The organism is Klebsiella sp. Lac1 (genome assembly GCF_009825425.1).
GTDB classification, from domain to species: domain Bacteria; phylum Pseudomonadota; class Gammaproteobacteria; order Enterobacterales; family Enterobacteriaceae; genus Klebsiella; species Klebsiella electrica.
Genome location: NZ_VJZJ01000005.1, coordinates 30,158 through 46,713, shown reverse-complemented (window position 1 = coordinate 46,713; position 16,556 = coordinate 30,158). Strand labels below are relative to the sequence as shown.

Annotated in this window: 12 protein-coding genes and 2 pseudogenes; all 14 read right to left on the bottom strand. The window is 55.7% G+C overall.

Translation table 11 applies throughout. The features are described from left to right. Nucleotides 1-8 precede the first annotated feature (8 nt). Nucleotides 9-509: pseudogene (locus FNY10_RS25835) on the bottom strand (NADH:flavin oxidoreductase); the annotation flags it as partial. A gap of 22 nt (nt 510-531) precedes the next feature. Beyond that, nucleotides 532-1,019: pseudogene (locus FNY10_RS25830) on the bottom strand (Tn3 family transposase); the annotation flags it as partial. Nucleotides 1,020-1,988: 969 nt separating this feature from the next. Next, nucleotides 1,989-3,008 carry a plasmid replication initiator RepA gene (gene repA, locus FNY10_RS25825; protein WP_009652816.1) on the bottom strand — a complete coding sequence of 340 codons (1,020 nt, stop codon included), beginning with the start codon at nt 3,006-3,008 and terminating at the stop codon, nt 1,989-1,991. Further along, a complete protein-coding gene (tap, locus tag FNY10_RS25820; RefSeq protein WP_009652807.1) occupies nt 3,001-3,078 on the bottom strand; it encodes a RepA leader peptide Tap in 78 nt (25 codons plus the stop codon). The genes repA (FNY10_RS25825) and tap overlap by 8 nt, the downstream gene beginning before the upstream one ends. A gap of 223 nt (nt 3,079-3,301) precedes the next feature. Beyond that, entirely contained in the window at nt 3,302-3,568 is a 267-nt protein-coding gene (gene repA, locus FNY10_RS25815) for a replication regulatory protein RepA (RefSeq protein ID WP_042927547.1), read from the bottom strand. A gap of 132 nt (nt 3,569-3,700) precedes the next feature. Continuing rightward, on the bottom strand, nt 3,701-4,267 hold the full coding sequence (locus tag FNY10_RS25810; RefSeq protein ID WP_052544827.1) for a phospholipase D family protein: 567 nt from the start codon (nt 4,265-4,267) through the stop codon (nt 3,701-3,703). Further along, on the bottom strand, nt 4,264-4,890 hold the full coding sequence (locus tag FNY10_RS25805; protein ID WP_009652809.1) for a DUF2726 domain-containing protein: 627 nt from the start codon (nt 4,888-4,890) through the stop codon (nt 4,264-4,266). The genes FNY10_RS25810 and FNY10_RS25805 overlap by 4 nt, the downstream gene beginning before the upstream one ends. Nucleotides 4,891-4,945: 55 nt before the next feature. Next, complete coding sequence (locus FNY10_RS25800; protein ID WP_042927545.1) at nt 4,946-5,590, bottom strand: hypothetical protein; 645 nt, start codon at nt 5,588-5,590, stop codon at nt 4,946-4,948. Nucleotides 5,591-5,659: 69 nt separating this feature from the next. Beyond that, nucleotides 5,660-6,256 (bottom strand): PIN domain-containing protein, encoded by a 597-nt coding sequence (locus FNY10_RS25795; protein ID WP_042927543.1) that lies wholly within the window; start codon nt 6,254-6,256, stop codon nt 5,660-5,662. 129 nt (nt 6,257-6,385) lie between these two features. Next, entirely contained in the window at nt 6,386-7,177 is a 792-nt protein-coding gene (locus FNY10_RS25790) for a DsbA family protein (protein ID WP_075606913.1), read from the bottom strand. A 149-nt stretch (nt 7,178-7,326) separates the two neighbouring features. Then, entirely contained in the window at nt 7,327-7,917 is a 591-nt protein-coding gene (locus FNY10_RS25785; RefSeq protein WP_009651737.1) for a fertility inhibition protein FinO, read from the bottom strand. Between the two features lie 156 nt (nt 7,918-8,073). Beyond that, complete coding sequence (traX, locus tag FNY10_RS25780) at nt 8,074-8,799, bottom strand: type-F conjugative transfer system pilin acetylase TraX (protein ID WP_064386205.1); 726 nt, start codon at nt 8,797-8,799, stop codon at nt 8,074-8,076. An 82-nt stretch (nt 8,800-8,881) separates the two neighbouring features. Next, nucleotides 8,882-14,140, bottom strand: a complete 5,259-nt coding sequence (gene traI, locus FNY10_RS25775) for a conjugative transfer relaxase/helicase TraI (RefSeq protein ID WP_075606914.1) — start codon at nt 14,138-14,140, stop codon at nt 8,882-8,884. Further along, nucleotides 14,140-16,458, bottom strand: coding sequence for a type IV conjugative transfer system coupling protein TraD (gene traD / locus FNY10_RS25770; protein ID WP_075606915.1), 2,319 nt, complete (start codon nt 16,456-16,458; stop codon nt 14,140-14,142). Before traD ends, traI begins: the two co-directional genes overlap by 1 nt. Nucleotides 16,459-16,556: the final 98 nt, after the last annotated feature.

The following is a 16,556-nucleotide window of genomic DNA, read 5'->3' as shown; positions in this document are numbered from 1 at the left end:
ACAAAGCCCCGGTAACGCAATAAAAAGGGTTTCCTGGCATGAGTTTCAATAACCCGCCGGACTTCCCGAACGACCTCCAGCGGAAAACGCATCCGGTTTGCTAATGAACCACCCCATTCGTCAGTACGCTGGTTAAACCAGGGGGAGAAGAAGTTCTGGATAAGAAAACCATGCGCGCCGTGCAATTCAACACCATCAAAACCGGCCTCAATTGCGCGGCGAGTGGCTTCGCCGAAGTCATGGATCACACCAGAAATTTCGTCATGACCCAACGCCCGGCTGGCTTGTTCCCCGCGATTAAAAGGGCCAGCCGGAGCGGCCAGGGCACTGGCGCTGACGAGCTCTCCATCTGGGATGAGTTCGGGAACCGCTTTATTACCGGCGTGAAACAGTTGCAGGATTGCCAGCGCCCCCCCGCTTTTTGCCGCATCAGCCAGTTTCCTCAGACTCGGGATAAAACGATCATCGTAGGCTGCGAATTCATTGGTGAAACCCACTCCGTTTCTCTGGGGGCAGTTTGGATATCGAAAATTATTGTACGCTAAGGCTATTTTTTGACCTTTCGACTTTAGCTGGCCTCAGCCGACGAAACTTACCGGAAGCCGGTTGCTTATCCAGATATAATCGCCTGTCATATTGATGTGCTCCCAGCCTAACGGCGACAAATGCGACAGCAGTTGCTCGTTGCTCTTCACTCCTTTACGCTTCAGGGCATCGATCGTTCTTTCCATATAGACGGTGTTCCACAGCGAGATAGCTGCCGTCAGTCCGCTGGCGCGATAGCTCTGATTTTCCGGTTTGCGGTCCCTGATTTCCCCCAGTCGGTGCAGGAATACCGCACACGCCAGTGCGTTACGGGCCTCCCCTTTATTCAATCCAGCCTGTACCCGCCGACGAAGTGCCGGATCGCGGAACCAGTCGAGCATAAACAGCTTTCGTTCTATACGGCCAATTTCCCTCAATGCTTTGGCAAGTCCGTTTTGCTTGGGGTAGCTGGCAAGATCGGTGAAAACCACGGTATTTCCGTTCGGAGGCGACGCGAGCAGTGCGCAGCCTGTCTTCTGAATGCCGCTTTGCGGCATGGAGGCGCCAGATGAATTTGAACAAGGCTCCGTCGGTAAGTGGCGCCGTCGCCCGGCGAAGCCGGTTACCGTTTTGAAAGGTTCTGCCTATCCCATCCCTTACCCTGTTAAGCCATACCCGCTAAAAATAACTCAGGAGCTTTTGTGCGCGGTCGGAGTGGTCACGACAAGGCAAGGGCCGTAGTCGTGGCGTATCTCCGCGTTAGCGGGCCGGTAGGGCCGCTTACGAGCGTGTACCAGACAACTGACCGCAGCTCCACCCACAGCGATGAAGAAGAGTAGTTACAACACTCATCATTAAAAGCGATGTTGTTCCCCGGCCTTCGGCCGGGGGCGGCGGCGCTTTTCAGTGGTGGGGAGGGGGCACATATGTTGTTGAAGCGTCAGCGTTCTCCGGTGGTGGGAGGCGAGGTTTCTGCGGTGTTCTGAGTGGTATGTGCGGTGCTGAGGATTGCGCTGGTGCGGTTCACGGGGAATCTAACCGGATGATGTAACTAAATTATGTGTTGTGCCTATGCCCGCCGCATAGCGGCGGGAGGCACTTCTGGTTCTGAGCGACGTGGACGCTTGCGGCCGCTGTAAGCGAAGGCCTTTTTGATTTATTCACAATGGTGTTCAGAGACAAAAGATCTCCCTGCTGCTTGCAATGCAGGGGATAAAAATACTGGGTTAAGACTGTATTGCGGGTTTCCTGTTATTTATTTGCAGATTCTCTCATTTATCTATTTGCGGATTTTTGTGGATAACTGATCACGTGGGGGCGTTTGATGGCCAGCATGCCGGCGAAATCATCAGGGAAAGAGAAAAACTCAGGCGGGAAAAGGAAGGAAAGACAAAAATGGCCAAAAAATACCAGCACAAAAAGCCCCGGAGGGGCTATTTTTTTACAAATTTTGGCTGGCCGGACTAATGCGGCGCTGGATGGCTCAGCGAGAGTTCCAGCTGATAGAGATGCTGTACCGCCAGCTGCTCAAGCTTGTTCTCAGAATAGCCATAGAGCTCGTCTGCCGGCAGCGTCTTCTTCAGCCAGCAGGTCATCTCATAGACCTGGCGGTCCCGGGGCATTCTGGCCAGGCGGTTGGCGCGTTTGCGTGCCGCGCCTTGTGCACGACGATACTGCAGGGCCTCACGACTACGCTGCTCATACCAGCGCTTACGCGCCTTATGGACAGAAATATCCTCATGCTCGCCTAACATGCCCTCTTTAATGAGTGCCTGACGTTCCTCGCTTTCGCGCAGTTTCTTCTGCTGCTGCTCCTGCAGCTTCATCAAATCAACGCCCAGCATCCTGAAGCCGGCGGCGGTGATCCACACGTACTTTGGCAGACGTTTACGGGACTCCCGATCCCAGGCGGTTTCTTCTGACACCCCCAGGACACCAAAGCGGACCTGCTCGGCTATCAGCGCCGAAACCCGGCGAATGGTCACTTCAGTTTCCGGAATGACTTTACCTTTGCCGTCTTTCGGACTGAGCTCTCTGGCCAGCCTGGACACGCACATCCCTACCGTGTGTTTACCGGCATCACAGAAGCTGACCAGCACCGGCCACAGCGCATCGAGGAGACGCTGTTTTTCAGGACGGAAAGCATATTTTCGCCCGGCGCGCTGACGTTCCCGGACATAGAATGGGTGCAGGGACATATGCATGCGCAGGCTGTGTTGCCCCGTGAGCGGATCTTTCTTCACCAGACGGTTATAGGCGTGGCCAAGCTGGCCACCGAGCGCCTTATAGTGAGATGGCCGGAACCAGGACGGGTTTTCGCATTTGGGTTTGGTGGAGTGCTCACCACGACGACGACGGGTACGCTTCTTTTCCGGGGAAACCAGAAAAGATTCAACGTGGCCATCTTCAACGCCCTGCCAGAAACGGATCTGTTCTTCCGTATCCAGCTGACTCCAGTGTTGCGGATTGTGCTGTTCAGTCACACCATCCCGCGCTTATGTTGCACGGAAGGAGCAAATGGCACAGAAACGGGTATTGCAGTTTTCTGAGCATAAAACTATACTCCCTGCATAGAGCAACAGCTTCTATGCAGTTTATGAAGGCCCCGGTAATCTTCTCAGTCGCCAAACTTAGCGAAGATTATCGGGGTTTTGTCTTTTCCGGCTCCGGGTAGACACCTCATCAGAACCAGTTCCCTGCCACCTTACGGCGTGGCCAGCCATAAAATACCAAACGATCAGTAATCTAGCACCTACCGTCGAAACTCACAAGAACGTCAATCCTTAACAAGGCAACCATGCTGGTTAACTGCCTCTTTTATGAGCTTTTCAATCATCTCTGATTGGGTCACGCCTTTGGTTTCACACATCAGTCGAAATTCATCTTTAATTTCGCTTGTGACGTACACCCGCATTTCCTTATGCGTTTCTTTCTTTCTGGCAAGATGACTCTGCTGACGTTCTACAGCACTCCTCGGACTGCCTTTTCGGTAACTGCGTTTTGCTTTCGTTGAGGAAGTAACCGCGCTTACGACCTGTGACATCTCTGCCTCCTCAAAGATCTAAAAAAGGATCGTTTGCAGAGAATACTACAGATATCAGAATTCAGCGACTTACTTTATGGACGTAACCCGCGTTGGCGCACGGTTTACGTCCGGGGATCGTTTATGGCGATGTCAGTATGTCTGTTTCCAGTCCGTTCCCTGTGACCAGCGAGACGACCAGTGCTGCAGGTAGCGCCGGGCAACAGCCGAGTCATCCCATACAACCAGCACATTCTCTGAATTCGAACGGTCAGCGGCACGGCTGAAATTGAACGAGCCGGCCTCTGTATTGCGCCTGTCCGCGACGATCACTTTGTCGTGCAAAATCTTGTAGGCGCTGACCGTACGAACCGGAATGCCCGCGCTGGCCAGCAGGTTCAGGGCGGCTACGCTGGCTTTTCCGCTATTCGCCTTCTGGTCCAGCACCACGCGGACATCCACCCCACGTTGTTTCGCCGCGATGAGTGAGCGAACCACCTCCGGGGAGGTGAAGGAATACCCCATCAGCCGGATTTCCTGCTGCGCGGAATCGAGGGTCTTCAGGACCAACTGCAGGGCTGTGCCTTCCGGAGAAAAACCTGTCTCGATGGTCGCGGCGTCGACTGCCGGCGCCAGCGCTAACAGGCTCAGGCTGAGGACTCCGGCCACAAATCCTGTGCGGACACGGGTTCTGTTTATTACTGCTATTTTCCTTTTCATCCTTTGTATTCTCCCCTGACCACCGTCAATGGTGTGGTGATAGTTTCAGTTTCCCGACGTATTAAAAATTCCCTGATCTGTCTGACCAGCTTTTCAGCATCCCGGTCTCTCAGCAGCGGAATGCCCGCCTGCCTGAGTACTTCTTCCAGCAGGATATCCCGGCGAACCCGGTGTTTTTTCAGATGCGACGCATCATCCAGCTCGATGGCGGCCACAATGGCAAAGGTCCTGATATCCACCACCACCACATCGCAGTGCCACTGTGACACCATCCGGAACAGCTGCCACCAGGTCCGGGAGCGGGGCCTGATATGGGGTGCCAGGCTGGCGATATCCGCCACTCGCACCTGCGGGCACAGCAGCCAGTGTTTCCGGTCGGTATGTTTCAGCAATGCCCGGAAAAAATGTTGTTCCCGGGGCGTCATCAGCGTGTCATTACCCATCCAGACCCGCTGGCGACACAGTCTCTGTTCAGCCTCTCCGGTACGAATACCCGCCGCTTTCAGCGCTTGTAGGACCGGGGATGTCTTCCCTGTTGCACGTTCCTTCAGAAACAGCACCAGGAACCCCAGCAGACTCAGCACAACAACGGCACTGCCTGTCATCATTAATATCTTTGCCATGTTGCTTCTTCCTTTGTGGACATATTTTTTCCGATGTGTTTACTGCGCAGTCTCCTCATCGTTCTGTCCCTCTGGGGATACGCCAGGCCTCTGCCGGCAACCGATCCAGCAACGCGCGCCGGAAGGCATTTGGCAGACCCTGACCGGCCACAATGTCTGCTATCAGGACCGATATGGCAGAAATCATCAGCACATAGCGAATGATGAAGCCGGTCTGATGCATAAGCTCTCCGGGGGACATATTCCGAAGGGCGGTCACCAGCCGGACACCGGCCTGCGGAACCCCCCAGACAAGCACGCCAGCGCCCGCCAGTATCACTGCCGGCGCATACAGAAATCCCCGACTGATAACCCGTTGCATCAGGTTTAAAAGAGCGTGCATCTGACGGCGGTACACCTCATCATCCTGCAGAATCTTCCATTCAAGCCGCGCTTTCTCATGCCGCGGAAGCATGGCCACCACCTGGATGCCGTCACGGATACTGACGAGCGGCGAGACATCAGGCTTCCTCATCTGGTCGATGTGCCGCGTATACAGGGCCAGCCCGGCCCAGAATAGTGCAACGGGCAGTGATACCAGGATAAATCCATTTCCCGGAAAAGAGGGAGAAAATAAGAGTTGCAGAGACAGTGCCAGCGCGCCCCCGTATAAATAACAAAATAACTGCTGCTCAGTGCGCAGCATGAAATAGCTGAACATACTCATTCCTTTTTAGACAAGAATACTTTTTAGACAAGAAAGATAATCACAACCTGCTTATTTATTTCATTAGCGCCAGACCACCGTTTTTTCATAAACGGCAATCACGCCTCGCCTGATTAATTCGTCCCTGACCTGATTTAAAATCGCTGTATTTCTGATGTTACCGGAATGACATTTAATATAATTCATCAGTGACGAGGTGCTTACAGGTCGGTTTACCGCAGACTTTTTACTCAATGACTGTATTTTATCGGTCAGGCGTAGCACCTCATCGTTGCTGATGAGCGCAGACACCGTTTTCGCCTTCTCTGCTGAACGTGGTGAGGGTATACGACAACATCGTCGCCCTGTCCTGCAGAGCAATGCAATCACGCTGTCATACCCTTTATCATTCGATATAACATGAAACATCGTATCTTCCGGAGCGGTGACGCTGAGTCGTCCCAGCTCAAGTACCAGGTGGAAATCGACATTATTTTTCGACACGCAGGGCGCCTGAAACACACTGACCGATATATTACCGGCATGTGTTACGGACGGAAAACGAATAAACTCCTGCTGAGACCCGGTAAACAAAATAAGACGTTCATAACGCGACAACATTACATTTTCAAGCGTTCCGATATTTTCATAATCAACCAGCGCAATGATATTCTCAGACATAACTCTCCAGACTCCACCGGGACCGACTGCCAGAATACCAGTCCGTTAGTACGACGAACAACATACAGCAGTGTGCCTTTTTGTTTTAAGAGACATCCTCTTCCATTCAGAAGAGACAACAGTAACTTGTTATTGTCGGGATTTATTTATAGCCGCCTGAACATTCTGTGCTTCAGTCATTCCGGAAAAGACCGTGACGTTTTCTTCCGTCGCGCCCTTCACCGGCATCACAATAATACCTGGCGTTCCGGTTAATCCCGTCGCCGTGGCGATATCATTAATATTTTTCAGTGTGGTATTTATCTCATCAATCGTATTCTGCTTAAATTTAATATGACCAGAAACCTTTTCGATAATCTCCTGCGTCAGTTTCCCTTCATTCAGTCCTGTACCATAAACCGCATTGTGATAGCTCCTGTAAGCCTCCGAGCCCTTTTCTTTCCAGACCTGCAGGCCGGTTTTCGCCGCCAGCAATGATGCAGGCCACCGGCTACCAAACACCGGCCACTCCATAAAGAAGTAACGCACGTCCGTGTTGCTCCCGATGACCTTCTCCAGTTCGGGTGCGAACCGGCTGCACCAGATGCACTGGTAGTCAAAGAATTCAACCACCATCACCTTTCCGTCCCCGGGACCCCAGGAGGGGATATTTTTATTACCCAGAATGTTAGCCTGCTGTTCCAGTGCAGTGGATTTAAGACCGCGGGTCTGTTTCGCCTCCTGCTCCTGCTGAAGTTTCTCACTCATCTGAATCAGTATTTCAGGATGAGCACGCAGATAATCCGCTGCGATTTCCCCGATTCTTTTTTCCTGGGCGGCGGAAAACGTTTTATCTGGTTCATTATTCTGAGCAAAACTGGTATTAAAAGCGACAGCCGAAATAAACGGGAGCAGAAAATACAATCCGAATTTGAATTTCATTTTTATTCCTTTAACAGGTTAAGCATGGATATAATAAGGGTTTTCATATTATTGACTCTCTTATTTGTGACGAATACCATTCAGCTAATGGATGTGATACCCATTAGCTGTGGACGTACTGATATTTAATCTGAGCGAACTGAAAAGAATTAAACGGTCTGACTCATCTTTCGTTCAGCGCGTAACAGCTCTTTCATCATGCGCTCACTGGCGTAGTGCGCTTCATCAGCAGTGACCGTAGCCACCACATTCCCCTGCAGGTCATAGCGGGAGGCACCTTCCCGCATCCGGGACAGATAACCTGCCGACCGGGTCAGGCTTTTCAGGCACTTAATCACCTGTTTATGCGACAGCGGCAGGTCGCGCCCCGCGATATCGGCAAACAGCTGTTCACGCATCCCCGTCGCCAGCAGACGGGGTGAGTCACCGTCGAACAACTGTGGCCAGAATGCCTTCAGAGTCATGATGGCCTGTTCCGGAGGCAGTAAGCGGAGATACCGGACCGGAGGCGGTACCTTTAAGGCTTTGGCCATGACCGGCACAGTTTTTCGCGCTGCGGCTTCAGCGGCCTTTTTCTCAAGCTTCTCTTTTTTGACCTTCCAGGCGGGCGGGGTCGACACCACCACCACTTTTTTGCGGCGCACCACAACATCAGGGGTGCCCGTGTTGTTGTTCGCTCCTGCATTATCTGTGGCTGGTTTGCGTTTCAGGCTCAGTACCGGACGTTTTTCTTCACTCATAAGGGGCCATATCAATTAAAGCTTCAGGTCTGGGGTATACGATACGCTAACGGCATCATCGTTTCATCTCAGGCTGCACTGGTCACAGCGATGATGTTCCCTTTGTCACACTTACGGATACTGTTCCCGCTCCCCGGACCTCTGTCCGGTTTTTTTTTACATCGTCGCCACTATCCCCAGCACCGCCAGATGCACGGCATAAAACATCACAAAAAAGTGCCGCGGCCAGAAGCGCGGAACAGAACGACCGAGGTCAGAACAGACCGCCAGGGCCAGCAAAGCGACCATCAGGCTGGCAATGGCCTGGGTAATATCATGGGCATTCATCAGTAGTACCATGACAGCCCACAGCACGGCATACCCGATCCGTTCTACAGGCTCTTTCGCCCGACAAAGCCGCCAGCTGTTGATCAGCATGAAGACCCCGGCCAGACCGTAGCTGTCGGCAGATAAGGGGAGCCAGGCCACTACAATGGCGATCGCCAGCAGAATATCATTGCGGGTCTGCAGACTGAACCAGCGCAGCGCCTGGCCGGTGACCGCAAAGCTAAACAGGATATTCCCCATGTACCACGGGTACCCGATGAGAATAAAGGAGCCCTGGGCGATCAGCGCCCAGCACCACAGGCTGTTCAGCTGTGTCTGGCGGATGGCCCCGTGGCGCGCCAGGTTCATTCCCCAGACCAGACCAAACAGGGGAAAGCAGCCTCTCCCCAGAAGACGCATGAGTTCATTATTCCCGGCCAGCAGCAAACCGGTGTGATCGACAATCATCAGCACCAGCGCCACCGTTTTGATGATATCCGTCTGTCCAGGCGTCCAGGTCAGCAGCCCCTGCAGCCAGCGATCGACGGCATTGAGGCGGGTTTCGTACATTGTCATATTCCTTTCCTTTTATCAGCGCCCCGGCAGGGTACCCGATTTTAATCGGGGAGAATGCCGGGGCAGACAAGCCGCCGGCGCGTCAGTCGCCCCCAAGCGTTTTCTCACGATTGAGATCACGAACCATATCCCGCTCCATCTGCTGCAGACGGTCCCGCTGCAGGCTCTCTGATACCACCTGCTGAACGGCCGCTTCCTGACGCCGGGTCTGCGGATCGTCCGGCAGCACCGTTTTCTCCTCTCCTGGCCGGTCACGTTCGAGACCCCGAATGACGTCCCCGATAACCTCTTTTATCCGCTCGCCCGGCTCGCCCGCTTTCTTCTCCTCTCCGGACACTTCCCGGGTCGCCTGCTCCGTCTGTCTTTCCATCTCCCGGCGCTGTGCCTCTTCTGCGGCCCGCTGTGCCAGAACCTCTGGCGGGAGCGGGATGTCAGTACCGGTATCATTGATCGGAGGATTCGGCAGGGGATCAGCCCAGATGCGACCGCCGGTGATGGCCTCCGGGTTCCAGGGGCGGTCATCTCCGGCAAGCCGGACCACCACCCCGCTGTCGGGGTTATCGCGTGCGATCCTGACGCCTTCGCCCATATTCCCGGCCAGCAGACTTTCGCCGTTGCGACTGTTCTGCAGCGCCACAAAGCGGGCATCTTCATTGCCCATGATGCGCCCCTCACCGCCGATCACCTGCAGACGTCCGTCGTTATCCGTCAGCGGGCTGAGCCAGATGCCGGCGTCTTTCCCGTTTTTGTCGAACGCCGGCAGCGCCACGTGCGGCTGCGGGTACTTTTTGCCCGGTGAAATGAATTTTCCCGGGGACTGCCCGCGCGCCAGACCGGACTGCTGCAGGGCGGCCCGGCCTGCAGCCGCCTCATCCAGCGCTCGTGCCCGGCTGAACAGCTGGCCGGCCGTTTTCACGGCCCGGTCGTTACGCGGCTCCAGAATATCGTGGGCTGTCGCTTTCTCTGGTGAATTATTTATGGCCTTTATCCAGCCCTCACGGTTGTCGGTATACACCTGGACATGTTGTTTCATACGTGATAACCCGACATAGGCGGATTCAAAGCTGGCCATCCGTTCCCGGCCACCGGCCACGCCCTCCAGTGCGATGGCAAACGGTTCACTGGCCCCCTGCGCACCATGCGCGGTGATGGCGTAGGCAAGGTCGATATGTTGCTGCGCTTGATCAGCCTTCGGGTTCAGCGTGCGGGTGCTTTTGCCGTCAGACAGCGTGACACTGTCACCTGAAACGGATTTCACCTCCCACACACTGTTGGCCACATAGCCGCGTTCCGTGTCACTCTTGCTGAAGCGCATTTTGTCCCCCTGAGACACTGTAATCTCTTGCTCACGGTAGAGCGTGACACCTTCAGCCAACGCCTCCCGGGGTGAAATAAGCCGTTCTTTCCCTTCACCATCCATCAGCGTGATAAGCTGGTTCTCCTTATCCACGCTCCCGATACGGTGGTAGACATTATCGACCAGGGCAACGGCTCCCTTATGAGCCGTCCAGGTCGACAGTCTGCGCAGCTCTCCGTCACGGATGTTGCTCGTCACCAGTACCGGCAGAGTGACTTCCTCTCTGCCCACTTCACCATTGTCCCGCCTCGCGTCATGAATCAGACTGTTCAGCACCCGCCGGTCATCATTCAGATGGGTGATAATCAGCGTCTGTGACTGCGCCTCCGGGGTACGGTCGGCATAGTCCTTCACCAGTGCCTCATACAGCGTGGTGGGCTGACCTGCCGGCACACTTTCACCCTTGTTCAGCGCTTTCTGTATCGCCTCCTCCTGTGCGGGGGTGAATTCCACCACGGAGTTTTCGGGCACCCAGGCCCCGTCTTTTCGCGGCACCTGTTCCGGTGTAACCTGCTCAATCGTCGCCAGCGCGCGGTTCACGTCCCGGTCAATCAGGCTGTAGACCGCCGGTCGCAACTCAGGTACCTGGCGCACAATCTCTTTCATAATGGCGACGTCGGCGGCGCTGCGCTGCTGCATCAGCCGGAACGGCTGGCCCGGTGCAATGGACTGCAGCTGGTCGGTATCGCCGCTGAGCACCGCCCGTCCTCCCCCGGCCGCAATCAGGGAGAGCGCCTTCGCGGTATCGGCCAGCCCCACCATTGAGCTCTCGTCGAGCAGGAACAACGTGTTGCTGAAATCCGGTGTCTGGCCATTACGCTGCAGGAGCTGCGTGTCATGCAGGAACGAGGCGGTAGTCTGCGCATCCACGCCGGCGCTCTGCATTTCCCCGACCGCACGGTGTGTCGGACCGAGACCGATGACCCGAGGCCGGGTCGCTTCCGGCAGCAGACTGATGGCCCCCGTCACGGCCCGGAACTGGGTGGTTTTCCCCACCCCGGCATAGCCCTGAACCACCGTGAACCGGTCCGTGGTCTCCAGTATCATCCGGGTGGAAGCACGCTGCCCTGACGTCAGGTCCGTCATCAGGCTTCCCGGTACATTGTCCATCAGGGGTGCAACGGCCTCTTTTCCTTCCAGCACCTTTGTCAGAATGCTTTTCTCGGCATCCCAGGTCTGGCGGGAAATCAGCAGGTCATTGCCGTGGCCTGGGGCCACCGGCACATTCAGCAGACTGCCGGCCTGAATCTGCGACTGAATGGTCGCGTCTATCTCCGTCATCGGAACCTTACCTCCGCCGGTTTCCAGCGCGGTGGCCAACAGTTGCGGGCGCGTGAAGGTCAGCTCCTCACTTTCCAGTAAAGGAATGGAAAGGTGAATGACCTGCTCTGCGGGGGTGTGCAGCCCGGCTTTCTGTGATGCGATGGCTGCATCCAGGTCTGTCTCGCCTGAACGGGCCTTCAGCTGCTCAGACACCACACTGAAGGCGGTATGCCGGGCCAGCTTCTCTGTCGTGCGGGCAGTACCCTGCGCCGAGTACAGCCGGATGTGGCTCCCGCTCTGCGCCAGCTGGTTCAGCGTGGCGTTATCCAGCTCACGTTGCGTCACCGAGGCAAAGACCGTCGCCGTTTCGCTGACCGAGCGGCCAGGACTTTCCACCCATCCGTGCCCGACCTTGATACCGTCGAACGGGCTGCTGCCTACAGAAAGCGACTGGGTGGTTTTCTGTCCGGGACGCTGCACCGTCAGCTGCCCTTCCTCCGCCTTCAGCACCGTGACGCTCTCGCCGCCTTTCAGGCGCGTGTCGGGTATCTTCCCCAGCACGGCCAGACGTTCACCTTCAGCCACCGTCAGTTTGTCGGCCCGGAATAACGTCCACTGGCTGTCGACGGCAGAAACCTTCATGTCCAGACGTTCCCCCTCTTTGTCCCTGAGGGTCAGCATATTGCTGCTGGCGGTCACCCGATCGATCACAAAGCGGTCATGCTGTCGGGTTTCCGGGTCCCAGCGCTCCATCACCATCCCTTCCCGGTAGTAGTCCCGGACACCGCGACTTTTGCTGTCCAGCCAGACCGGCGTCAGCGCGGTGACCGTCATATCCTTCTCACCCAGTACGCCCTCACTTTTGAGCGTTTCCCGGATGAGCCCGTTCAGTATGCCCTGTTCACGGCTCCCGCTGATTTGCGCCACGCTTTCCTGCCCTTCGCGTACGCTGGCGGCAAACTCCTGCGCCAGGCGGCTGTAACGCGCGCCCTTTTCCGGCTCACTGATGATGTCCGCAGTCGCCTGCTTTCCGCCCTGCCAGCGATAAGTATTTACCCCGCTCTCTTTCAGTACTGTCAGCGCGCTGCCGGTACCGCTGCGCTTCCCACTGTCGGAGAGCAGGACCTGAACGTTATGACGCATGGCGCCATCCAGCATGGACAACGTTTCCTTCAGGCTCATCTTCTCCGCCTGGTCAACGATAAGTGTCCCGCCCGGGATGAAGGCGGTTCCGTCCTGCAGGGCAGATTTCCCGGTCACCGTTTCCCCTGCCAGCCGCGCATCCGCAGACAGAAACTCCCGCGATCGGTTGTCAGCCGCAATGATGTGCACATCTCGCCCTTGCTCCCGGGCCATCAGGGTTAACTCAGCCACCCGCTCACGCTGGCCAGCCGCGCCGCCCTGGCCGGAGACAATCCCCATTGTTGGCCGGTCCTGGGCCAGCACACTGACGGCATCGCTGAACGGTGACTGGCGCACAACAGCGGTATCTGGCGTAACGGAAACATGATTCTGGCGCTGGATCTCCTGGCTCAGCGCTTTAACGGATAATTCGTCCAGGACATGGATGTTTGAGGTAAAGAGGCCTTTCTCGCGGTCGAGCGGGATCAACTGCTCGCGTTCGATCGCCGCATCGATACCGGTCCTCGCCTGCTCGAACACACCGGGTTTGGCTTCCAGCTGGCTGACCGTGCGGGCCAGCAGGTCGGCATACGTGAACTGCACCTTGCGGTCGCTGAGACCGGCAATCGCCTTCGTCACCACATCGCTGATATCGGGGACGTCCGTTTTCACCGGCGCAGCAGGCGCGCTGGCCAGTTCCTTTGCCCGAGTATCGGCGGCTTCACGATAGCCCCGGATGTCGAACCCGGTCTCCTTCAGCGTGTTCATCCACTCCACCATCTTCTCTGCCGGGTCGATAGCTTCCTTCGACTTGCGGGTATCGAGCGCGGCCACATCCCGGGACTTCAGGGAGGCATCAGGTCCGGCTGCCTCCCTGAGCTCCTGACTGCGCGTGGAAAAAGACTCAACCGGCACGCCCTCCATCTCCCACATGCCATGCTTACCCGCATCCACTGTCTTGTAACCCATCGACTCAACATCGGCCCGGAGAGTGCTCTGGTATATCTTTCCGAAAGCGATGCGGTTGGCCAGTATGTTTTCGGAAAACCCGGTTTTACCGACGGTATCGCTGCCCAGCGTCTGCCATTTATCTCCGTTCTGCGTCGCATTGATAACCACGCTGTGCGTGTGTATCTGTGGCTCCTGCGCGCGCGACGTATCGTGGTTAAACCGGGCGATAATCAGATTGTTGGTCAGGACTGTTTCCGACACGCCGTCTTTCTGTACCCGTGTTGATGCCAGGGATTCAACCTGATTCAGTGCCACGGTGACTGCCCGGTTATGGGCGTCGATAAGACGCTTATCTCCACCCAGCATGGCCAGCATCGATACACTCTTCGGTGCCGAGAACGTCAGGTCGTAACCGGGTCGGTGCTTATTGACGCCATCCTGCATCCGGGTCAGGTCGCTGCCGTCAGGGAGTTTTCCCTGCAGCAGCTCTGTAAAGACCTGCTTATCTACCTTCCCCTCCAGCCCCAGAGCTTCCGCGCCTTTTCCCTGCCAGCGCTCCTCCATGCTGCCGATGACGTAGTAATTGTCTTTCTCTGTGTAGTAGTTACCGGCACTGCCCGCCGATTTAACCTGGCTGAAACTCAGCATCAGAAGTTCCCTCCAATCTCGATATCATCCTGCTCATCGCGGCGGTGGCTGTGATTGATATTGACCTCTTCACGTCGCTGCATGTCACGCTGTGTCTGCTCTCCCGACTGCCACTCGTCCCAGGCGTGCATATCATCGATTTCGCCGTATTCGTTCACACCAGGAGGCAGCATGTCCTGTCCCTGCTCTGCAGGCTGCGTCTCGAGCGCCTGCTCTGTCCCTCCTGCAGGTGTAGCACGAACATCGGTAGCGGATGCCACTGCAGCCGTGCCCGTCGCTGCAGCAGGCCTGGGGCGGGTTAACGGAACAGTCACCACTTTCGTGAGCAGTGCAGCAGGATTAGAAACTTCAGGTGATTGACCGGATTCATCGGCTTCCGGCGTTTTCGCCGTTGACGGTACTTTTACCGTCGCAGGCGTTCCGCTGCTTTCCGCAGGCTGACTCTGCTCAGGCGGATTCCCGACTTTTTCGTCTTTCTCCGCCAGCTCAGGCGCCGGTGCATCTGGCGTAAACAGCGTCCGGGCATGACTGCTTTCCGCTTCGCGGGCTTCCAGCAGGGTATCCAGTCTGGCGTCCGTCCGCGTATCGAGGTTACGGAGAATAAATCCCTCGGCAATTTTCGGCCGGGATTTGTATTTCAGAGCCAGCTTCACCGCCGGATACGGGCCCGGCAAGGTGACATAGCAGGACAGGTCAGGCAGCGTCTGGATGTCGGAGTAACTGACCAGCGTTTCCCGCTCTTTTTCCTTGCCGGTCGACACGCCGTCACGCACCGGGTCTGCACCGTAAGAGTACTGCTCGCTGGCCTTGAGGATTTCTTTCTCACCGATTTCGCCGGCGGCAAACTCAGCAATCTCTTTACTCGGGGAGCGGAAAAAGGCACGGGTGTTCATCACGTCGAACAGCGTCGCCGCGGGCTTCACGCCGTAAATATCTTCCAGCTGGGCATAAGACTGGATACCAAACACATAACAGCCGCCGAACTTACGCGCTTCCGGCAGGATCTCGACCAGGTCCGGCAGCTTGTGCAACGTGGGGAGCTCATCCGCAAAAATCCACACGCGCCGGTTACGGTTCTCACCCATCCCCAGCAGGCCGCGGATGGCGATAGACAACCACATCGAGATAACCGGCTTCAGTGACGCATGCGTGTCAGCGTTGGAGGAGATAAACAACCAGCCGTTGGGCTGGTCCTCACGTACGCCCCGCATCCAGTCGCGGATAGTGAACGGCTCACCGTTTTTCTCGATCCCCTGCAGATAGCGAATGGCTTTAACGTAGTTGGTCAGTACGGCACGAATGGAGATGGCCGTTTTCTCAATTTTCTCCTCAACCAGGTTGGCGGCCGGCGTGTTTTTCAGGTACGCGCGCAGCTTGTCGATTTTGATGGACAGCATGGTATCAACCAGCTTTTCGTAGCTACGGTCTTTATCCTCGCGCATCAGGTACGCACCTTCGGAAAATATGGTGCGGCCGGAGCCCTGCCAGAACGGGTCCTCTTTAGTGCCCATCGGAATCAGCGTATTAGAGACGTTATCAAAATCCGGTAGTGTCAGGCATTCGCGCCATATATCCCAGGCTGCACAGCGGGAATCCAGTGGGTTAAGGATTTTATCCAGTGACGGGTCGTAATAGCTTTTGACGAACTCACAGGAGCGGTCGTAAATAATGGCCATATCACCGCGTGCACGCACGTAATTCAGCAGCCGGCGGATGACTTCGGATTTACCTGAGCCAACCGTACCGTGAAGACAGAAGTTCTGGATTTCAGAGTGTTTAAGAATAGGCAGATCGCCAATTTTAATATCGGAGGCCACCCCATCGCGTTTCATCTGGCGGGCCACTTCTTTTGGTTTATCGGATAGCTGGCGGCCCCCGGTATTCTCATCTTCGCTTTGCTGTTTCCCCTGGCGCCCCAGCACCCAACTGGCGACAAAGAACGTCACAATACAGACGGTCAACGACACTATGGCGGCAAAAACGAAGCTGGTCCAGAGCTGCTCACCGCACCAGATGGTATATTTATCGGCAAGGATTTGCTCCGAATTATATTCCAGCGATTTCCCATAATAGTTAATCGTATAGACCGGCTGGGAGCGAATAATATCGCGCATGGGCGCCAGTGTCGTACACCACCAGTAGACGCAGCCGTTAACGAAAGTTTGCCAGCTGAGCCGGTACATCAGTATCAACCCGCACAACACCCAGAAAATAATAAAAAGCACATAGAATATAATATTGGCAATCTGGCCAAACATGCGAAAGCGCATATTGGCAATCTGACCGCCTTGCGTCATATCTTTGGCATTAAAACTCATGGCAATAATCCGTCATTAAATTAATACAGCCGGGGGGGAACAGATGAATCAAAGGAAATACATCACTACAGAAAATGTCATCACAGCATTGTTGCGGG